An 18,796-nucleotide genomic window follows, 5' to 3' on the forward strand; every position below is an offset into this window, starting at 1 on the left:
TCTGATGTCCGTCCCTTGCCAGACGGTGCACGTCGATTCGCCCACCGAACAACGAAACCCGCGCACGGTGGACATCGATCTGATGTCCACCATGGGGATCCTCGGCGCGATCAACGCCGAGGACCGCCGGGTGCCGGACGCGGTGGCCGCGGTGCTGCCGCAGCTGGCCCGCGCGGTCGACTACGCCGTCGAGGCGCTGCGCGGCGGGGGGCGCGTGCATTACGTCGGCGCGGGCACCTCGGGCCGCCTCGCGACGCTGGACGCGGCTGAGCTCGTGCCGACGTTCAACGTGCCCGGCGACTGGTTCATCGCCCACCACGCGGGCGGTGAGAAGGCGCTGCGGCAGGCCGTCGAGAACGCTGAGGACGACGCGGACGCCGGAGCGGCGGAAATCGCCGGGTCGGTGCGGCCGGGCGATTTCGTGCTCGGTCTCGCGGCCTCCGGGCGCACGCCGTACGTGCTCGGCGCGCTCGCCGAAGCCAGCCGGATCGGCGCGCACACCGGGCTCGTCTCGGCGAACCCGCGCGCCGCGCAACCGGCGGGCGTGGACGTCCTGATCGCCGTCGCCACCGGTCCCGAGGCCATCGCGGGCTCGACCCGGATGAAGGCGGGCACGGCGCAGAAGCTGATCCTCACCGCGTTCTCCAGCGCGACGATGATCAAGCTGGGCAAGACGTACTCGAACCTGATGGTGAGCATGCGCGCGACGAACGCGAAGCTGCGCGGCCGCACCATCCGGATCCTGCAGGAAGCCACCGGCATGACGATGGCCGACTGCTCGGACGCGCTCACCGAAGCGGGCGGCGACCTCAAGGTCGCGCTCGTGCACCTGCTGTCCGGCTGCGACGTCACGCGTTCCGCCGAGGCGCTGTCCGCGGCGGGCGGGCACGTCCGCAAGGCGCTCGACTCGCTGCACCTGCGCGCCGGCTGAGCTCTACCCGATTGTCCGTGAAGGGCCCCTTGCGAGAATCTGATTCCCGCAAGGGGCCCTTCACGGTTTTCCGGCGAGCGAGAGGACGGCGATGACGCAACGGCTCACTCGCGGCGACCGGTGGTCGATCGGCGGCATGGCGGCCGTGATCCTGCTGCTCAACCTCGTCGGCTGGGGGTTGCTCGTGCTGGTGGTCGCGCCTGAGCATTACGCGCTCGGTGCGGGCGGCACGTTCGGCATCGGCCTCGGGGTCACCGCGTTCACGCTCGGCATGCGGCACGCGTTCGACGCCGACCACATCGCCGCCATCGACAACACCACGCGCAAGCTGATGGCCGACGGGCAGCGTCCGCTGTCGGTCGGGTTCTGGTTCTCCCTCGGGCATTCGACGATCGTCTTCGCGCTGTGCCTGCTGCTGTCGACGGGCGTCCGCGCGATCGCCGGGCAACTGCAGGACGACGGTTCCGCGCTGCACGAGACGACCGGCCTGATCGGCACGTCGGTGTCCGGGGTTTTCCTGTACCTGATCGCGATCATGAACCTGGTCGTGCTCGTCGGGATCGCGCGCGTGTTCGCCCGGATGCGCCGCGGCGAACTGGACGAGGCGGAGCTGGAACGTCATCTCGACAACCGCGGCCTGATGAACCGGCTGTTGCGCGGAGCCACCAAAGCGGTGCGGAAGCCGTGGCACATCTATCCGGTGGGAGTCCTTTTCGGACTCGGTTTCGACACCGCGACGGAAATCGGATTGCTCGTGCTCGCCGCGGGTGCGGCCGCGTTCTCCTTGCCCTGGTACGCAATTCTCGTGCTGCCGATCCTGTTCGCCGCCGGAATGAGCTTGTTCGACGCCGCCGACGGCGTGCTGATGAACTACGCATACGGCTGGGCGTTTTCCCGGCCGATCCGGAAGATTTATTACAACCTCACGGTCACCGCGCTTTCCGTGGCGGTCGCGCTCGGCATCGGGACCATCGAACTGGTGACGCTGCTCGCCGAGAAGCTCGGCATCACGTCCGGTCCGCTCGCCGCGATCGCCTCGGTGGACCTCGACTACGTGGGCTTCGCGATCGTCGGGCTGTTCGTGATCACCTGGTCGGCCGCGTTCGCGATCTGGAAATTCGGGAGAATAGAGGAGAAGTGGGCCGCGCGGCTGGGTGCCGCCGACTGACACCGCAGGGGGCATCGTGAAGGGACAACTGCCGATACTGGCCAGAGCGCTGGCGCTCGTGTTCCGCCGCCAGACCGACGTGCCGCCGGACGGCGTCGCGATCCACTACAGCCGCGGCATCCGTCCGCTGTTCTGGGTGATGCTGGCGGTCAACCCGGTCGACATCGTGCTGGTCGAGGTCGTGGTGAAGTCGGTTCCGGTGCGGATCGTGTTGCTGGTGCTGGAAATCCTAGGCGCGCTCGCGTTCTTGGCACTCGTCGCGACGCTCTACAAGTACCCGCACGCAGTCAGCCGCGACGGGCTCCGCGTGCGGTACCTGTCCTTCTTCGACCATCGGATCCCGTTGGCCAGCATCGATTCGGTCCGGCAGGCGAACCGGTCGCTCAAGGAACGCGGCGGGGTCAGCGTGCCCGAAGACGGGGTACTGGCCGTGGGAATCAGCCAGGCGACCAACATCTCGGTCACCCTGTGCGAACCGCGGCTGGTCGACCTCGGCCGCAAGGGCACCGTCGAGATCACTCGGCTCGACCTCTGGGCCGACGATCCACGAGCCGCCGTCGCGGCGATCCGGGACCAGCTGCCCGCGAGCGTGTGAAGCTGCCGGGAGCGGCGGCGGATCCCCCTGCCGCCGCCCCGGCACCACCCCCAGTACCCCCAGCGCGCCTCAGAACGAGCCGACCGGCTGGCGGATCGCGGCGTTGAGCCGGTTCCACACGTTGATGCCGGCGATGGACAGCAGCAGCGATGAGAGCTCCTTCTCGTCGTAGATGTCCGCGGCGGCGTCCCAGACCTCGTCCGGCACCGGGTCCGACCGGTCGGCGAGCCGGGTCACGTGCTCGGCCAGGTCCAGCGCGGCGCGCTCGGCGTCGGTGAAGTACGGCGATTCGCGCCACGCGCCGACGCCCCAGATCCGCTCGTCCTTCTCGCCCGCTTCCTTCATCTCCCGCGAGTGCATGTCGACGCACATGCTGCAGCCGTTGATCTGGCTCACCCGCAGGTGGATCAGGTGGTGCGTGGTCGCGGGCACCGTGCTGTCGTTCGTGGCCTTGCTCAGCGCCATCAGCGCCTTCATGGCGTCCGGCTGAACCTGGATCGGGTGGGTCATCCGAGCCTGCATGGTGATCTCCTCCTGTCACGCCCGCCTCGTTCGGCGGGTCTTGCTGGTATGACCCGGCCCAAGGAGAAGATGTGACAGTGCGGGACGAAAAACAGGACGAGAATTTTTGGGCGGCTCAGTTCGAGGAGCATCGGCCCAGGTTGCGGGCGGTGGCGTACCGGATGCTCGGTTCGTTCGCCGAGGCCGACGACGCCATCCAGGAGACCTGGCTGCGGGTGACGCGGTCGTCGGGAGAGGACGTCCGCAACACCGGCAGCTGGCTGACGACGATCGTGTCGCGGCAGTGCCTCAACATGCTGCGCTCGCGCGCGAGCAGGCGCGAGGACCCGCTGGACATCCGGGTGCCGGACCCGGTCGTGGAGACCGGGGACGGCGTCGACCCGGCGGAACAGGAGGTCCTCGCGGACTCGGTGGGGCTCGCCCTGCTGGTGGTGCTGGAGGCGCTCGACCCGGCGGAACGGCTCGCGTTCGTCCTGCACGACATGTTCGCCGTGCCGTTCGACGAGATCGCGACGATGCTCGACAAGAACACCGCCGCGGTACGGCAGCTGGCGAGCCGGGCGCGCCGCCGCGTGCAAGGGGTGACCCCGGCCGGTCCGGCGGATCGAGCACAGCAGCGCAAGATCGCGGACGCCTGGCTCACCGCTGCGCGCGGCGGCAACCTCGAGGGGCTCGTCGCCCTGCTGCACCCGGACGCTCTGCTGCGCGTCGACACCGGCGGACTCGGCTCGAAGGTCGTGCGCGGCGCGGCCGAGGTCGCGGGCAGCGCGTCGCAGTTCCGCCCGGACGGTCTGGTGTCGCAGTACGCGACCGTCAACGGCGGTCCTGGCTTCGTCGCCCGGCGCGACGGGAAGGCGGTTTCGGTGCTGTCGTTCACCGTGGCCGACGGATTGATCACGGAGATCAACATCCTCGCCGACGTCGAGCGGATCGCGGCGCTGAACTTCTGAGGTCAGCCGAGCCGGTCCAGGGCAGCTACCGCTTCGGCGGGCAGCTGCACCTGGCCGGCCGCGAGGTTTTCGGCGAGATGCGCGGAGCTCGCCGTGCCCGCGATCAGGAGCGTGCCCGCGTAGCGCTGCAACAGCCAGGCCAGCGCGACCTGCGCCGGGGTGCAGCCGAGTTCGGCCGCGACGCCGGTCACCACCGGATTGCCGCGCACGTCCTGGCCCAGCTCGAACGCGGAGCCCAGCGGGAAGTACGGCACCCACGCGATTTCGTGTTCCCGGCACAGCTCCAGCACGAGTTCCGTGGCGCGGTAGAGCACGTTGTAGGAGTTCTGCACACAGACGATCTCGGCTCCGAGCGCGTGCCGGAGCTGGTCGGCGGACACGTTGCTGAGCCCGAGCGAGCCGATCTTTCCCGCGTCGCGCAGGGAAATCAGCTCGGCGAGCTGGTCGTCGATGTCGACGAGCTGGTCGCCTTCCGCGATCAGGCCGGGTCCGGCGTCCGCGCGGCGCAGGTTGACCACGTCGAGCTGTTCGACGCCGAGCGCGGCGAGGTTGGCCTCGACCTGCGCCCGCAGCTGCTCGGGCTGTTGCGCGAGCCGGAGCCCTTGCGCTGATTCCTCGGCGCCGACCTTGGTCACCACGACCAGGTCGTCCGGATAGGGCGAGAAGGCTTCGCGGATCAGGTCGTTGCAGCGGCCGTCGCTGTAGAACTGGGCGGTGTCGAGGTGGTTCACGCCCGCGTTGGCCGCCTCGCGCAGCAGTTTCACCTGGTCAGCGCGGTCGGTTCCGGGGCGGCCGAGTTGCATCACGCCGTAGCCGATCCGCGCGACCTCGCGGCCGGCGAGCTTCGCGGTGCCGCCTGGAGCAGTGGTTGCCGTCATGAGGAAAGACTCCTGCCGTGGCATAGTGGAAGATGATGCGGAGGCGCCTCCGTATTTCCACCGTAGCAGAACCGGAGGACCCTCCGCTTTGTCGAGCGCCAAGAAACCGCGCGCGGACGCCGAACGCAACCGGCTCCGCCTGCTCGCTGCTGCCCGCAAAGCGTTCGGCGAAAGCGACGAGCCAGTGACGTTGGAGCGCGTCGCGCGCGAAGCGGGTGTCGGCATCGGGACGCTCTACCGTCACTTCCCTACCCGCGAAGCATTGGTCGAAGCGCTGTACCGGGACGAGTTGGCTCAGGTCGTCGCGAGCGCGCCGAAGCTGCTTGAGAGCGAGAAGCCGCTTCGCGCGCTGCGCCGGTGGATGGACCGCTTCGCCGAGTACGCGAGTACGAAGTACGACATGGCCGACGCGCTGCGCGCGATCATCGAGGCGGGCACGGTCGACATGACGCAAGTCCGCGCCGAGCTGACCGAGGCCGTCCAGCTGATCATGGATGCGGGCGCGGCCGATGGCACGCTTCGGACGGACGTCCGGGCGCAGGACGTGGTCGTGACGGTGGTCGGTGCGTGCAGCATGCGGACGCTGCCGGACGGGCCGGAGCAACTGGACCGGATGCTCGATCTGATCCTCGCCGGGGTCCGTCAGCCGCCGAGTTGATGCACGCGCAGCGCGAGCTGGATCTCCAGCGAGCGTTCGGGCTCGCGCCAGTCCTCGCCCAGCAGCACCGCGAGGCGTTCCATCCGCTGCGCGACCGTGTTGACGTGGACGTGCAGGGTTTCCTTTGCCCGCGCCAAATTCCCGCCCGCCGCGTAGTACGCACGCAGCGTGCCAATGAGGTCGGTGCCGCGGCGGGCGTCGTAGTCGAGGACCGGGCCGAGTGTCGCGCGGACGTAGCCGGACAGGTCGGAATGTCTGCCAAGCAGGACGCCGAGGAACCCGAGGTCGGCCATCGCCGCGCCGTCGCCTTCGCGGCCGAGAGCAAGCAGAGTATTAACGCATCGAACAGCTTCAGTGTACGCCTGCGCCAACGCTTCCGGGCCACTCGCCGGGCCAGCCGCGCCGACGGTCACCGGACAGTCCACAACGGACTTCAACTCGGCCGCGATCCGTGCCGCCGCAGGCTGATCCGGCGCGAGTGCGACAACTTGCTCCGCGTGAACACCGACTAGATCGCCGTACCGTGCGCATGCCGCGGCGAGCCCGCGTCGAGAAATACCGGACGCATGTGCGACCAAAACCGCGTGCGGTGCGGACAAATCGACCCCCAACCGGCGTGCGCGAGCGACCAATGAGCCCGGGTTGCGGGTCGGCGCGGTGAGCAGGTCGGTCAGCAATTCGCCGCGCACTTGATCCTCGGCTTGCGCGACGGAACGACGCAGCAGCAACAGCAAGGCCGTGACAACCGCAGCCCGTTCAAAGAGCCGACGGTCGTCCCCAGCTAGCTCGGGCCGTCCGGAGAGCGTCAGGCTGCCGAGCAGTTCGCGGCCTGCCCGCACTGCGCAGACCCAGACGTCCTTTGTGGACACAGCGCGGCCATTGGCGTGCGATGAAGCAACCGCGGCAGCGTCAAAAGCCACCTTGGTACCGGCCAGCAGCCCGCCTTCCTCGTCGTGCACAGCGATCGAGCCGCGCAACACTCCGGCCACTTCCGCTGCCACCGCAGGCAAATCCGCGCCGCCGAGCACCAGGTCCATCAACCGGTCGTGCGCGTCATCGGCGCGGCGCATCGTCGCGTTGGCCGCGTTCAGTTCCGCGGCCGCGGAGCGCGTTTCTTCCAGCAGATGCGCGGTGTCCAACGCGATCGCGGCGTGCGCGGCCAGCGACGACAGCAGCGCGACTTCCGCCGTCGAGAACGCCCGCGACGATCGGTCGGACGCGTACAGCACGCCCAACACCTTGCCACCGATCGCCAGTGGCACGCCGAGGATCGCCTTCAACCCCTCTTCGCGGACACCCGCGTCGATCGGGTTTGTGTGCCGGAAGCGCTCGTCCTCGAAGTAGTCCGCGGTCGCGTAGGGACGCGCGGTTTGCGCTACGAGCCCGCCGAGCCCCTCGCCCATCCCCAGGACAATCTGCTGGAACAGCGCGGAAACCGACCCGTCCGTGACCCGGATGTACGTCTCGCCGTTCGCCTCGTCGTTGAGGCTGAGGTACGAAACGTCCACGCCCAGCAACGTCCGCGCGCGCCGGACGATCGACCGCAGCACCGCGTCCGGATCGCGCAACCGGGCGAGGTCGCTGGCGGTGTCGAACAACGCGGTCAGCTCGGCTTCCCGCCGCCGGTGCTCGCTGAGCGTCTCGCGGATCCGCAACGCCAGCTCGGTCGCCGAACCGATCGCGGCGGACTGTTCCGCGGACAAGCCCCGGGCAGCGACGTGCGCCAGCTGCTCGCTGCTCGCTCCGGCGGCGAGCAGTTCGAGCAGCCGGCGATACGCCTCGGCAGTGGGGTCCACACCCGTCATGCTGTCATTGAAGCCTGCCGTTCGGCCGCCGTCTCGTGCAGCGACGCGCCGCGCGTCTCCCGGGCGGCGAGCAGCGCGACCAGCGACAACAGGCACATCGCGACCACGTAAACCGAAACCGGCACCGTCGAGTGGTACGCCTCGAAGAGCGCCACCGCGATCAACGGGGCGACCGCACCGGCCGCGATGGACGACAGCTGGCCGCCGACCGAAAGCCCGGTGTAGCGCACGCGCGTCGGGAATTGTTCCGCGAAAAACGCCGCCTGCGGCCCGTACATCGCACCGTGCACGACGAGCCCGATCACCGCCGCGCCGATCACCGAACCAGTCGTGCGCAGGTCGAGCAGCCAGAAGAAACCGAACGACCAAGCGGCCATTCCGACCACGCCGAACAGGTACACCGGCTTCCGGCCGATCTTGTCGGACAGCAAGCCCCACAAGGGAATCGTCACGAAGTGCACCGCCGACGCGACGAGCACCGCGGTCAGCCCGGTCGCCTTCGGCAGGCCGAGCCCGGTGGTCACGTACACGAGAATGAACGCGGTGATCACGTAGTAGGACACGTTTTCCGCGATGCGCGCGCCGAATGTCACGGCCAGCGCGCGGAAGTGCCCGCGGAAGACGTCGACAATCGGTGCCTGCTCACGCTCGTCCGCAGCAGCCTTCGCCGCGATGAACACCGGCGATTCCGAAACCGCCAGCCGGATCCACAGGCCGAGCACCACCAGCACGCCGGACAGCAGGAACGGGATCCGCCAGCCCCAAGCCTGGAAGGTCGCGTCCGACTGTGCCGACGCCAGGATCGTGAGCACCGCCGTGGCCAGCAGGTTCCCGGCCGGAACGCCGGTCTGCGGCCACGACGCCCAGAACCCGCGCCGCCGGTCGTCGCCGTGCTCGGACACCAGCAGCACCGCGCCGCCCCACTCGCCGCCGAGGGCGAAGCCCTGGATCAGCCGCAGCAGCGTGAGCAGGACCGGCGCGAGCACGCCGACCGCGCTGTAGGTGGGCAGCAACCCCATCGCGAACGTCGAGCCGCCCATCATCAGGAGGCTCACGACCAGCAGTTTCTTGCGTCCGATCCGGTCGCCAAAGTGCCCGAACACGAGCCCGCCGATCGGCCGCGCGAGGAAGCCCACCGCGTAGGTGAGCAAGGCCAGCAGCGTGCCGGTGAGCGGGTCGGCGGTCGGGAAGAACAGCTTGTTGAAGACCAGCGCGGCGGCCGAGGTGTAGAGGAAGAAGTCGTACCACTCGATGGTGGTTCCGATCAGCCCGGCTCCGACGACGCGCAGCAGCTTTTTGTCCATAATGGACTCCACTCCGTTGTGGGGAAAGGGGGATTCAGCCAGCGGTCCAGCCGCCGTCAACGGGAAGCGACGCGCCGGTGACGTGCCCGGCGGACTCGCCGCACAGCCACACCACGAGATCGGCGACGTCCTCGGGTTCGATCAATCGCTTGATCGCGGCCCGGCGCAGCAAAACCTGTTCCAGCACTTCTTCCGGCGGCACCCCGTGCTCGGCCGCCTGCGCTTCGATCTGACCGGTGACGAGCGGCGTACGAACGTAGCCGGGATTCACGCAGTTGCTAGTCACGCCGTGCTCGGCACCTTCGAGAGCAGCCACTTTGGACAGTCCCTCGAGCGCGTGTTTCGCCGTGACGTAAGCAGCTTTGTACGGACTCGCCCGGACGCCGTGCACGCTGGACATGTTGACGATCCGGCCCCAGCCGCGCGCGTACATCGCGGGCAGGCACTGGCGGATCAACAGAAACGGCGCGCTCACCATCAACGACTGGATGAAGGCGAACCGCTCCGGCGGGAATTCCGGCAACGGGGCGACGTGCTGCACGCCCGCGTTGTTGACGAGCACATCGACGTCCGCTGGCAACCTCGCCAGCGCCGCCGGGTCGGTCAGGTCCACCGCGTGCGCCTGCCCGCCGACCTCAGCGGCAGCCGCCTCCGCCCCGGCGACGTCCACGACGTGCACCTTGGCCCCTGCCGCGCCGAATGCCCGCACACAGGCCAGCCCGATGCCGCTGCCGCCGCCGGTCACCAGCGCGGTGCGCCCGGCGAGGGAACTGTCACTGGTCATGGCCGGAAACAGTAAGTCGCTCCGACCTGGGCGACCATGGGTCAATCCACCACAGAACGCTGATTCTCTATGTGGTCAGCCCACGCTGGAAACTTAATCTTCGTCCATCACGATCAGCTCGAACCCGTGGCCGTTGCAGGTGGGACACACCGCGTCGAACACGGCACCACCGCCATGGCAGTCCGGGCAAAGGCCGTCGTGCCAACTGGTTCCCGAGACGTCGCAATGCGGCCGCGGGTAATGGGTATCCGGCAGGCAGCATTCCGCGCCGGTTTCGGCGTGTCGCCGACGGCAGAGGTCGCGTCCTCCAGGCTTGATCATGCCTTCAGCATCACACAGCTCGGCCCGGGTCAGCCAGCGGCCGACGAGATGCTCCGCGCCTCGCTCGCCCCGATTTCGAATGCCTCGCAGCAGAAGAGCAGCCACTCGCGCACGCCGTCGGCCGTCCCGCCAGCGAACCCTTGCGCCAGCTCGACATACCGCGGCACCCGCCGGAAATAGGCGACTTCCGGGACCGTCAACGCCTTCGGGTCAAGCCCGGTGGCCACCATCGACAGGCGAGCCGCCGCCCGGGCGACCACCCCGTCCGCCGAATCGAACGGCGACAGCGCCAGCAACTCGCCGTGCACCACCGCGGTGAGCACCGGCCCGGGCACCGAGGTCGCGCCGGTGACGAGCTGAGCCAGCATCTCCAGCCGCTCGCCGCCACGCTGCGGACGGCCGAGCTGATCCGGATCGGACACCACGTCCGACGCGGCCAGCAAATGCAGCCGGGCCACCGTCTGCAACGGAGCCCGCCGCCACGTCGGCAGCAACGACTCCAGCTTCTCCGCGACCCGCAGCGCCCCGGCGAGCAACGGGTCGGTCACCGAACCGTCTTCCGGCAGTTCGGGATTGGCCCCGTCGATCCCCGCCGAAGCCCGAGCCGCCCGAACCGAAGCCTCCGCCGCGGTCTCCGCGCCGCCCCGCAGGTTCGCGGGCAGCCGGTGCACGGCGAAGACGGCGTCCTGCGCGGCCTTGGCTGCCGCGGCGACGCCGTCGAGCTCCAGCAACGGCTTCAGGGGATCACTCATGCGTCGAGCACCTGCCCCGCGCGCTCCACCACCGGTGGCAGCACCGACCAGGGGAAGTTGATCCACCGGTCAGTCCGCTTCCAGACGTATTCGCACTTCACCGTCGAGGCGGGCTTCTCGTACACCACCGCGCACCGCACGTCCGCGACGTGGTCGGCGCAGAAGTCGCGGACCAGCTTGAGCGTCGCGCCGGTGTCCGCGACGTCGTCGGTGACCAGCACCTTCTTGTGTGTGAGATCCACCACGTTGGGCACCGGCGGCAGCATGACCGGAAGGTCCAGCCGCTGGTCGACGCCGGTGTAGAACTCGACGTTCATCACGTGCAGGTTCTTCACGTCGAGCGCGTACCCGAGCGCGCCGGCGACGAACAGCCCGCCGCGCGCGATGGACAGGATGAGGTCGGGCGCGAACCCGTCCTCGGCCACCGCCTCCGCCAGCTCCCGGCTCGCCGAACCGAACAACTCCCAGGTGAGGTTTTCTCGCTCCTCGGCCATGCGCGCTCTCTTTCTCGGGTGGTCCGCCGAGCATAAGCGGCCGTAAAGTGGACTGCTGAAATGACTGGGAAATGGTACTTCGACACAGCCACTCGCCGTCGTAGCGTGAGCCTGTGACCTGGAGCGAGCACCCCATTCTGTCCGGCCGCCACGTACGGCTCGAACCCCTCGGCCTCGAGCACGCCGCCGGCCTGCTCGAAGCCGGAGCCGACCCGGGCATCTGGGCCTGGCTGAGCCTCCGCCAGCCCGCCGACCTCGGCGAAGCCGAGACGATGGTGAAGGACGCGCTCGCCGACCCGGACCGCCGCCCGTGGGCGCAGATCGACGTCGCGTCCGGCCGCGTCGCCGGAACCACTTCTTATTACCAGGTAGTAGCGAAGCACCGGATCCTCTCGATCGGGCACACCTGGATCGGCGCGGATTTCCAGCGCACCGCGCTCAACACCGAGTCCAAATTCCTCCTGCTGCGCAACGCCTTCGAGGACTGGGGCGCCCAGCGCGTCGCGTGGGAAACCGACAACCGCAACCTCCGGTCGCAACGCGCCATCGAACGGCTCGGCGCGCTGCGCGAAGGGGTGCTGCGGGCGCACCGGATCCGTCCGGACGGCACGACCCGCGACACGGTGCTCTACTCGATGACGGACGCCGAGTGGCCGGGCGCCCGTGCCCGGCTGCTCGCCCGCCTCGGCTGAGCCTCGCCGCACTCCGCTTGGCGCTGTGCGCGCAACGTGGCTGCAACCTTGTCGTAGGCGGACTAACGTCGCTAGCGTTCCCTGAGCCGCGGGTTCGCACTACAGGAGGCTTTGCACCATGACCGAGCAGTCCCCAGCGTTGGACAACCTGCTCACGGAGAGCCGCACGTTTCCTCCCAGCGACGAGTTCGCTGGTCAGGCGAACGCGAAGGCCGATATGTATGCGACGGCGGACGCTGACCGGGAGCAGTTCTGGGCCGGGCAGGCGGAGCGGCTGTCGTGGGACACGAAGTGGTCCCAGGTATTGGACTGGACCAATGCTCCGTTCGCGAAGTGGTTCGTGGGAGGGAAACTGAACGTCGCGTACAACTGCGTGGACCGGCACGTCGAGTCCGGCCACGGGGACCAGGTCGCGATCCACTGGGTCGGCGAACCGGGCGACACGCGCGACATCACCTACGCGCAGCTGAAGGACGAGGTCTCGAAGGCCGCGAACGCGCTGTCGTCGCTGGGCGTCGTCGCCGGGGACGTCGTGGCGATCCAGCTGCAGATGGTGCCCGAGGCGATTTTCGCGATGCTGGCGTGCGCGCGCATCGGAGCCCTGCACAGCGTGGTGTTCGGCGGTTTCTCGCCGACGGCGCTGCGCGCGCGGGTGGACGACGCGGCGGCGAAGATCGTGATCACGTCGGACGGCCAGTACCGCCGCGGCAAGGCCGCGCCGATGAAGGCAAACGTCGACGAAGCCTTGCAGGGCGCGGAAACCGTGCAGAAGGTCATCGTCGTGCGGCGCACCGGCAGCGACCTCGAGGGCGAGACGCCGTGGACCGAGGGCCGCGACCTGTGGTGGCACGAACTGGTCGACGGGCAGTCCACCGAGCACAAGCCAGAAGCCTTCGATTCCGAGCACCCGCTGTTCATCCTCTACACCTCGGGCACCACCGGTAAGCCGAAGGGCATTCTGCACACTTCGGGCGGCTACCTGACCCAGACCGCGTACACCCACAATGTCGTGTTCGACCACAAGCCGGGCGAAGACGTCTATTGGTGCACCGCCGACATCGGCTGGATCACCGGACACTCCTACATCGTGTACGGGCCGCTGGCGAACCGCGTGACCCAGGTCGTCTACGAAGGCACGCCGAACACCCCGCACGAGGGCAGGCACTGGGAAATCATCCAGAAGTACAAGGTCTCGATCTACTACACCGCGCCGACGCTGATCCGCACCTTCATGAAGTGGGGCGAGGACATCCCGGCGAAGTACGACCTGTCCTCGCTGCGGGTCCTCGGCAGCGTGGGCGAGCCGATCAACCCCGAGGCCTGGATCTGGTACCGCGACAAGATCGGCGCGAACAAGACGCCGGTCGTCGACACGTGGTGGCAGACCGAAACCGGCGCGATCATGATCTCGCCGCTGCCCGGCGTCACTGCCGCCAAGCCGGGTTCCGCGCAGCGCGCGCTGCCGGGCATCTCGGCGAAGGTCGTGGACGACACCGGCACCGAGGTCCCGCACGGCGGCGGCGGATACCTGGTGCTGGACAAGCCGTGGCCGTCGATGCTGCGCGGCGTATGGGGCGACGACGAGCGCTTCCGCGACACCTACTGGTCCCGTTTCTCCGAGCAGGGCTACTACTTCGCGGGCGACGGCGCGAAGTACGACGAGGACGGCGACATCTGGCTGCTCGGCCGTGTGGACGACGTCATGAACGTGTCCGGGCACCGGATCTCCACCACCGAGGTCGAGTCCGCGCTCGTGTCGCACCCGACGGTCGCCGAGGCCGCCGTCGTCGGCGCGACCGACCCGACCACCGGACAGGGCATCGTCGCGTTCGTGATCCTGCGCGGCAACGCGGTCGACGGCGGGGATGACGCGGTGCAGGAGCTGCGCAACCACGTCGCGAAGGAGATCGGGCCGATCGCGAAGCCGCGGCAGATCATGGTCGTGGCCGAGCTGCCGAAGACCCGCTCCGGCAAGATCATGCGCCGGCTGCTGCGCGACGTCGCGGAGAACCGCCAGATCGGCGACGTCACCACGCTCGCCGACTCGTCGGTCATGGACCTCATCTCCTCCGGGCTGAACTCCGGCAAGGAGGAGTAAGTTCTTCACCGTCAGGAAGGGACCCTCCCGGCTGGGAGGGTCCCTTCCTGCATTGATCCCCTGAAAGTGCGGGCATCGAACGCATGTTCTAAGATGCCCGCGTACCCAACCCAGATCCGGGCAAGGAGACGACACGAATGTCCGTGGAAGCCTTGACGCACGACGAGGACACTGCGGCCGGGCCGGCGGCGGAGTCATCGCCGCAGGCCGCCGGCACCCCGGAGGCCCCGGAAGTCGCCGAGCCCACCGCCGCTCCCGAAGCTTCGAGCGCCCCGGCGGACGCCCCGAAGCCGGAGTCTTCGCAGGCTGAGGAGACCCCGGCGGTCGAATCGCCGAAGCCGAAGCGCGGCCGCCCGAAGGCCGCGGCGTCGACGGCGAAGAAGACCCGCACCGTGGAGCTCACGCTCACCGTCACCGGCACGGCGGACGGCGAGTGGCAAGCCGAGCTGAAGAACGGCGCCAAGTGGGTCGCGAAGGGCCTTGCCGTTCCGGCCGCGGCGGTTTCGCGCGCGGCGAAGGAACTGCACGACGACCTGTCCGGCCCGATCGACGAGGTCATCAACGCCGCCCGCGAGGCGCAGGCCGCGAAGGTCGCGCAGCTCGAGGCCGAGCTGGAAGCCGCGAAGGCGGCGCTGGCCGAGCTCGACAACTGAGTCAGACCCGGTTCGCCCGGGTCCGGTGTCCACTCGTGGCTCCGGACCCGGGCGTTCGTCGTTTCAGCCCACCGGCGGCCGCCCCGGCAGCGGGGCTTTGAACTCGATCCACCGGCTGTCGGTCAGCGCTTCGACGTGGTGGCGCACGCCGCGCGGATGCACCACGACGTCTCCCGGCCCGAGTTCGGACCACACGCCGTCGACCGTGCCGCGCAGCCGCCCTTCCAGCACGTGCACGATGCTGTCGTGGTCGTGGCTGTGCTCGGCCGACGCGACGCCCGCCGGATAGCGGATTTCGTACGCCAGACCGTGTTCCGCGCGCGCCCGTTCCCGGATCAGCCCGGTGCCGCCGCGCAACGCCACGCCCTCCACCACCGACAACGTCCGCCACTCCCGCTCCATCCCGGCAGCCTATTCGCCCGGTCAGGCAAGGCACAATTCATTGAGGATTGCCTTTCTTAACCGAATTCCTGCAATCCGGGAAAATGTCGCGCGGAAACAATTTCCGTGATTCACTGAAGCCGTGACCGAAACGATGGGCGACGCGGTGCACGCGCACGAACCGCACGAGGACCTCGGCGGCAAGCTGAACTGGCTGCGTGCCGGGGTTCTCGGCGCGAACGACGGGATCGTGTCCGTCGCGGGCATCGTCGTCGGCGTCGCGGGAGCCACCACCGACAGCACCACGATCCTCACCGCCGGAATTGCCGGGCTCGTCGCGGGCGCGTTTTCCATGGCGGGCGGGGAATACGTGAGCGTGAGCACCCAGCGCGACACCGAACGCGCGCTGCTGCGGCTCGAGAAGCACGAACTGAAAACGATGCCGGAGGCCGAGGAACGCGAACTCGCGCAGATCTACGAGGACAAGGGCCTCTCGCCGGAGCTGGCGAAGCAGGTCGCGCGCGAGCTGACCGACAAGGATCCGCTGCAGGCGCACGCGGAGGCCGAACTCGGCATCGACCCGGACAACCTCACCAGCCCGTGGCAGGCGGCGTGGGCGTCGCTGCTGGCGTTCTCCGTCGGCGCGCTGCTGCCGTTGCTGGCGATCGCCTGGACGTCGGTCAGCGTCCGCGTCTGGGCGTGCGCGCTGGCGGTGGTCGTCGGCCTCACGCTCACCGGGTTCGTGAGCGCGAGGCTCGGCAACGCGCAGGCGGGGCGCGCGATCGTCCGAAACGTCGGCGTCGGCGCCCTCACCATGCTCGTCACTTACTTCGTCGGAGTGCTTTTCGGCACCACCGTGGGTTAGTGAACCCCGCGCATCAACTTGCGGATGAAGGGGATCAGCGCGAGCAACACCACGCCGACCACGATCGCGACGCCGCCGATGATGCTGAAGTACGGCACCTCGTCGTGCGGGTCGTAGGACTGCGCGAGCTTGCCCGACATCGCCGTGCCCAGCGAAACCGACAGGAAGTTCAGCGCCACCATCTGCGTCCGGAACGCCTCCGGCGCGAGCTTCGTCGACAGCGAAAGCCCGACCGGCGACAGCATCAGCTCGGCGATCGTGAACACCAGCAGGATGCCGGCCAGCGCGAGCAGCGGGCTGCCGTTCTGCCCGGTGTGCGCCATCGGCAGGAACAGCAGGAACGCCACGCCCATGAGCACCGTGCCGAGCACGAACTTCATCGGCGTCGACGGCTGCTTCGGGCCGAGCTTCGTCCAGACCGCCGCGATGATCGGGGCGAACACGATGATGAACACCGGGTTGATCGAGTTGACCCAGGACACCGGCATCGTCCAGCCGAACAGGTCGCGGTCGAGCCGCTGGTCGCTGTAGACCGAGACGACCGTCGACTGCTGCTGGTACAGCGAGAAGAACGCGGCGCTCGCGATGTACATCGGGATGAACGACAGCACCCGGCTGCGCTCGTCCGAGGTGATCTTCTTGCTGGACAGGATCGCGACGAAGTAGACCACCGAGATCGCGACGACCACGTAGACCACGACGTCGGCGAGGTTGTCCGGGGTGACCACGCCGGACATGATCAGCGCGACGACCGCGGCGACGATCACCACGGCCACGCCGATCACGAGCACGCGCTGCGAGGACGGCAGCGGGTTCGGCACCTCGGACGCCTTCGCGCCGAGGTTCTTCCGCCCGATCGTGTACTGGATCAGCCCGAGCGCCATGCCGATCGCGGCGAGCCCGAAGCCGAGGTGGAAGCCGCCGTTCTGCTGGGCGAGCCCGGTCAGCAGCGGGCCGATGAACCCGCCGATGTTGACACCCATGTAGAAGATCGTGAATCCGGCGTCGCGCCGCTCGTCGCCTTCGGCGTACAGCGTGCCGACCACCGAGGTCGCGTTGCCCTTGAGCCCGCCGGACCCGAGCGCGACGCACGCGAGACCGACGCCGACGCCGGTCAGGCCGGGCAGCACGGCCAGCGCGATGTGCCCGATCATCACCACGATGGCGCTGTAGAACAGCGTGCGTTCGGAGCCGAGCAGCCGGTCGGCGATCCACGCGCCGACGACCGTGGCGAGGTAGACCGTGCCGCCGTACGCGCCGACGATGCCGAGCGCGGCGCTCTGGTCGATCCCGAGGCCGCCCTTGTCTGCCTGGTAGTAGAGGTAGATGGCGAGGATGCCCTGCATCCCGTAGAAGGAGAAGCGCTCCCACATCTCCACGCCGAAGAGGTTCGCCAACCCCCTCGGGTGCCCGAAAAATCTGGTGTCGGCCTGGGCGTCGATAGGGGTGCTCACTACTGCCTCGTCCCTGTATTCAACATCGTTGTCGTTCTCTCCTCGCATGCTAGAAGGCGAACAGGTGAACGAAAAACCGGCGTCAGTATGGACTAGACAACTTGGCCGCGGCGATGGGCGGACCTGCGTTTGCGTGCGACTCGGCCAGATGCGAGCGTCATCGGGCAGTCCTGGGTTTGCCGTTCGTCACAACGGGCGGTAATCGGCGACTGCGGACGGTAAACTGAACATCGGTGTGCCGGGAAGTCTGGTCGGCGGGAGAGCCGCCGTCCCCCCAAGGAGTTTTTCGTGACCCCAGCCCGCGCCGTCGCCGAATTCGCCCGTTTCCTGCGCACGGAAACCACTGGCGGGCTGATCCTGCTCGCCGCCACCGCGGTCGCCCTGGTCTGGGCCAACTCGCCGCTCGCGCCCGCTTACGAGGCATTGCGCGACTTCCGGCTCGGCCCGGAATTCCTGCACCTCAACCTCACCCTCGGCGACTGGGCGAAGGACGGCCTGCTCGCGCTGTTCTTCTTCGTCGCGGGACTTGAGCTCAAACGAGAACTGGTGGTCGGCGAGCTGTCCCGGTGGCGGCAGGCGGTGCTTCCGGTGATCGCCGCGGTCGGCGGGATGGTCGTGCCCGCGGTGCTCGCACTCTCCATCGCCTGGGGCACGCCCGGCGTCGACCGGGCGTGGGCGATCCCGGTGGCCACGGACATCGCGTTCGCGCTCGGCGTGCTCGCGCTGACCGCCTCGAACCTGCCGAGCAGCGCGCGGGTCTTCCTGCTTTCCCTTGCCGTGGTGGACGACCTCGGCGCGATCCTCGTCATCGCGATCCTCTTCACCAGCAGTTTCAACCTGATCGCGGCGGCGGTCGCGGTGGTCGCGCTCGGGCTTTACGCCTTCCTGCAGCACAAGCGCGTCCGGACGCCGTGGCTGTACGTGCCGATCGCGCTGATCACCTGGGTCGCGGTGCATTCGGCGGGCATCCACGCGACGATCGCCGGCGTCGCGCTCGGGCTGCTCACTCGCGTCCGCGAGGACGAGGGCGAGGAGGAAGCACCCGCGGTCCGGCTCGAGCACCGCTTGCAGCCGTGGTCAGCGGCGGTCGCGGTGCCGGTGTTCGCCTTGTTCGCCGCGGGGATTTCGGTGAACGGCGACGCGCTGTCGACGGTTTTCACCACCGCGTTGCCGCTGGCTGTCCTCATCGGACTGGTCGTCGGGAAGTTCGTCGGCATCTTCGGGGCGAGCCTGCTGGCGGTGAAGCTGCACGTCGCGGAAAAGCCCAGCGGGATGAGCTGGCGAGACGTGGCCGCGCTGTCCGTTCTCGGCGGCGTCGGGTTCACCGTCAGCCTGCTGATCGCCGAACTCGCCCTGCCCGCCGAAGCGGCTGAAGTGGCCAAAGCGGCGGTCTTGATCGCCTCGGCGATCGCCTCGCTGGCGGCGGCCGTGCTGCTCCTGCGGCGCAGCCGGGTACACGCGAAGGCGGGTTGATCCCGACACTCCCGCCGG

The 18,796-nt window shown here is 68.7% G+C and carries 20 protein-coding genes; 10 read left to right on the forward strand and 10 right to left on the reverse strand.

The features are described from left to right. Window position 1 precedes the first annotated feature (1 nt). The 3 genes from EIZ45_RS04940 to EIZ45_RS04950 all read left to right on the forward strand — a co-directional run bounded on the left by EIZ45_RS04940 (window position 2) and on the right by EIZ45_RS04950 (window position 2,694). The gene (locus EIZ45_RS04940; protein ID WP_106961109.1) at window positions 2-931 is read left to right on the forward strand and encodes an N-acetylmuramic acid 6-phosphate etherase; all 930 of its coding nucleotides are present in this window, start codon (window positions 2-4) and stop codon (window positions 929-931) included. A 91-nt stretch (window positions 932-1,022) separates the two neighbouring features. Then, window positions 1,023-2,099: a HoxN/HupN/NixA family nickel/cobalt transporter gene (locus EIZ45_RS04945; protein ID WP_134662032.1), complete on the forward strand. Its 1,077-nt coding sequence runs from the start codon at window positions 1,023-1,025 to the stop codon at window positions 2,097-2,099. Between the two features lie 16 nt (window positions 2,100-2,115). After that, a complete protein-coding gene (locus EIZ45_RS04950) occupies window positions 2,116-2,694 on the forward strand; it encodes a hypothetical protein (protein ID WP_134662033.1) in 579 nt (192 codons plus the stop codon). A gap of 69 nt (window positions 2,695-2,763) precedes the next feature. Here EIZ45_RS04950 and EIZ45_RS04955 read toward each other — a convergent pair whose 3' ends face one another. After that, window positions 2,764-3,204, reverse strand: a complete 441-nt coding sequence (locus tag EIZ45_RS04955) for a carboxymuconolactone decarboxylase family protein (protein WP_238603934.1) — start codon at window positions 3,202-3,204, stop codon at window positions 2,764-2,766. A gap of 83 nt (window positions 3,205-3,287) precedes the next feature. Between EIZ45_RS04955 and EIZ45_RS04960 the strand changes: the two genes are divergently transcribed. Further along, entirely contained in the window at window positions 3,288-4,166 is an 879-nt protein-coding gene (locus EIZ45_RS04960; protein ID WP_134662034.1) for a sigma-70 family RNA polymerase sigma factor, read from the forward strand. A 2-nt stretch (window positions 4,167-4,168) separates the two neighbouring features. Here the strand turns inward: EIZ45_RS04960 and EIZ45_RS04965 are convergent, their stop codons facing one another. Next, the gene (locus tag EIZ45_RS04965; RefSeq protein ID WP_205669815.1) at window positions 4,169-5,044 is read right to left on the reverse strand and encodes an aldo/keto reductase; all 876 of its coding nucleotides are present in this window, start codon (window positions 5,042-5,044) and stop codon (window positions 4,169-4,171) included. A gap of 88 nt (window positions 5,045-5,132) precedes the next feature. Between EIZ45_RS04965 and EIZ45_RS04970 the strand changes: the two genes are divergently transcribed. Beyond that, complete coding sequence (locus tag EIZ45_RS04970; RefSeq protein WP_134662036.1) at window positions 5,133-5,702, forward strand: TetR/AcrR family transcriptional regulator; 570 nt, start codon at window positions 5,133-5,135, stop codon at window positions 5,700-5,702. Here the strand turns inward: EIZ45_RS04970 and EIZ45_RS04975 are convergent. The 6 genes from EIZ45_RS04975 to EIZ45_RS05000 all read right to left on the reverse strand — a co-directional run bounded on the left by EIZ45_RS04975 (window position 5,687) and on the right by EIZ45_RS05000 (window position 11,162). After that, entirely contained in the window at window positions 5,687-7,507 is a 1,821-nt protein-coding gene (locus EIZ45_RS04975; RefSeq protein WP_134662037.1) for a GAF domain-containing protein, read from the reverse strand. The genes EIZ45_RS04970 and EIZ45_RS04975 overlap by 16 nt on opposite strands. Beyond that, window positions 7,504-8,811 (reverse strand): MFS transporter, encoded by a 1,308-nt coding sequence (locus EIZ45_RS04980; protein ID WP_134662038.1) that lies wholly within the window; start codon window positions 8,809-8,811, stop codon window positions 7,504-7,506. The genes EIZ45_RS04975 and EIZ45_RS04980 overlap by 4 nt, the downstream gene beginning before the upstream one ends. A gap of 34 nt (window positions 8,812-8,845) precedes the next feature. Further along, window positions 8,846-9,595 (reverse strand): 3-hydroxybutyrate dehydrogenase, encoded by a 750-nt coding sequence (locus EIZ45_RS04985; protein WP_134662039.1) that lies wholly within the window; start codon window positions 9,593-9,595, stop codon window positions 8,846-8,848. 93 nt (window positions 9,596-9,688) lie between these two features. Next, window positions 9,689-9,916, reverse strand: a complete 228-nt coding sequence (locus tag EIZ45_RS04990; RefSeq protein ID WP_134662040.1) for a hypothetical protein — start codon at window positions 9,914-9,916, stop codon at window positions 9,689-9,691. A 29-nt stretch (window positions 9,917-9,945) separates the two neighbouring features. Further along, window positions 9,946-10,668, reverse strand: a complete 723-nt coding sequence (locus EIZ45_RS04995; protein WP_134662041.1) for an oxidoreductase — start codon at window positions 10,666-10,668, stop codon at window positions 9,946-9,948. Beyond that, a complete protein-coding gene (locus EIZ45_RS05000; protein ID WP_037808373.1) occupies window positions 10,665-11,162 on the reverse strand; it encodes a phosphoribosyltransferase in 498 nt (165 codons plus the stop codon). Before EIZ45_RS05000 ends, EIZ45_RS04995 begins: the two co-directional genes overlap by 4 nt. Window positions 11,163-11,275: 113 nt before the next feature. On the opposite strand from EIZ45_RS05000, the gene EIZ45_RS05005 reads away from it, so the two are divergent. The 3 genes from EIZ45_RS05005 (at window position 11,276) to EIZ45_RS05015 (ending at window position 14,605) form a co-directional block, all read left to right on the forward strand. Continuing rightward, entirely contained in the window at window positions 11,276-11,854 is a 579-nt protein-coding gene (locus EIZ45_RS05005; protein ID WP_037808374.1) for a GNAT family N-acetyltransferase, read from the forward strand. A 118-nt stretch (window positions 11,855-11,972) separates the two neighbouring features. After that, complete coding sequence (acs, locus tag EIZ45_RS05010; RefSeq protein WP_037808375.1) at window positions 11,973-13,952, forward strand: acetate--CoA ligase; 1,980 nt, start codon at window positions 11,973-11,975, stop codon at window positions 13,950-13,952. Between the two features lie 137 nt (window positions 13,953-14,089). Then, window positions 14,090-14,605, forward strand: coding sequence for a DUF6319 family protein (locus EIZ45_RS05015; RefSeq protein WP_043827095.1), 516 nt, complete (start codon window positions 14,090-14,092; stop codon window positions 14,603-14,605). Window positions 14,606-14,668: 63 nt separating this feature from the next. Here the strand turns inward: EIZ45_RS05015 and EIZ45_RS05020 are convergent, their stop codons facing one another. Continuing rightward, a complete protein-coding gene (locus EIZ45_RS05020) occupies window positions 14,669-15,007 on the reverse strand; it encodes a cupin domain-containing protein (protein ID WP_134662042.1) in 339 nt (112 codons plus the stop codon). Window positions 15,008-15,128: 121 nt separating this feature from the next. On the opposite strand from EIZ45_RS05020, the gene EIZ45_RS05025 reads away from it, so the two are divergent. Next, entirely contained in the window at window positions 15,129-15,851 is a 723-nt protein-coding gene (locus EIZ45_RS05025; RefSeq protein ID WP_037808379.1) for a VIT family protein, read from the forward strand. Here the strand turns inward: EIZ45_RS05025 and EIZ45_RS05030 are convergent. Beyond that, a complete protein-coding gene (locus EIZ45_RS05030; RefSeq protein ID WP_043827093.1) occupies window positions 15,848-17,305 on the reverse strand; it encodes a peptide MFS transporter in 1,458 nt (485 codons plus the stop codon). The two genes, EIZ45_RS05025 and EIZ45_RS05030, sit on opposite strands and share 4 nt — an antisense overlap. Window positions 17,306-17,593: 288 nt before the next feature. On the opposite strand from EIZ45_RS05030, the gene nhaA reads away from it, so the two are divergent. Next, window positions 17,594-18,778, forward strand: coding sequence for a Na+/H+ antiporter NhaA (nhaA, locus tag EIZ45_RS05035; RefSeq protein ID WP_134662043.1), 1,185 nt, complete (start codon window positions 17,594-17,596; stop codon window positions 18,776-18,778). The last annotated feature ends 18 nt before the right edge of the window (window positions 18,779-18,796 follow it).

The organism is Amycolatopsis sp. CFH S0740 (assembly GCF_004522315.1).
In the GTDB taxonomy this organism is placed as follows: Bacteria; Actinomycetota; Actinomycetes; order Mycobacteriales; family Pseudonocardiaceae; genus Amycolatopsis; species Amycolatopsis nivea.

Coding starts and splice junctions, on each gene's coding strand:
- EIZ45_RS04945 (WP_134662032.1), top strand. CDS start 1,023: ATGACGCAACGGCTCACTCGCGGCGACCGGTGGTCGATCGGCGGCATG.
- EIZ45_RS04955 (WP_238603934.1), bottom strand. CDS start 3,204: ATGACCCACCCGATCCAGGTTCAGCCGGACGCCATGAAGGCGCTGATG.
- EIZ45_RS04965 (WP_205669815.1), bottom strand. CDS start 5,044: ATGACGGCAACCACTGCTCCAGGCGGCACCGCGAAGCTCGCCGGCCGC.
- EIZ45_RS04975 (WP_134662037.1), bottom strand. CDS start 7,507: ATGACGGGTGTGGACCCCACTGCCGAGGCGTATCGCCGGCTGCTCGAA.
- EIZ45_RS04980 (WP_134662038.1), bottom strand. CDS start 8,811: ATGGACAAAAAGCTGCTGCGCGTCGTCGGAGCCGGGCTGATCGGAACC.
- EIZ45_RS04985 (WP_134662039.1), bottom strand. CDS start 9,595: ATGACCAGTGACAGTTCCCTCGCCGGGCGCACCGCGCTGGTGACCGGC.
- EIZ45_RS04990 (WP_134662040.1), bottom strand. CDS start 9,916: ATGATCAAGCCTGGAGGACGCGACCTCTGCCGTCGGCGACACGCCGAA.
- EIZ45_RS04995 (WP_134662041.1), bottom strand. CDS start 10,668: ATGAGTGATCCCCTGAAGCCGTTGCTGGAGCTCGACGGCGTCGCCGCG.
- EIZ45_RS05000 (WP_037808373.1), bottom strand. CDS start 11,162: ATGGCCGAGGAGCGAGAAAACCTCACCTGGGAGTTGTTCGGTTCGGCG.
- acs (WP_037808375.1), top strand. CDS start 11,973: ATGACCGAGCAGTCCCCAGCGTTGGACAACCTGCTCACGGAGAGCCGC.
- EIZ45_RS05015 (WP_043827095.1), top strand. CDS start 14,090: ATGTCCGTGGAAGCCTTGACGCACGACGAGGACACTGCGGCCGGGCCG.
- EIZ45_RS05020 (WP_134662042.1), bottom strand. CDS start 15,007: ATGGAGCGGGAGTGGCGGACGTTGTCGGTGGTGGAGGGCGTGGCGTTG.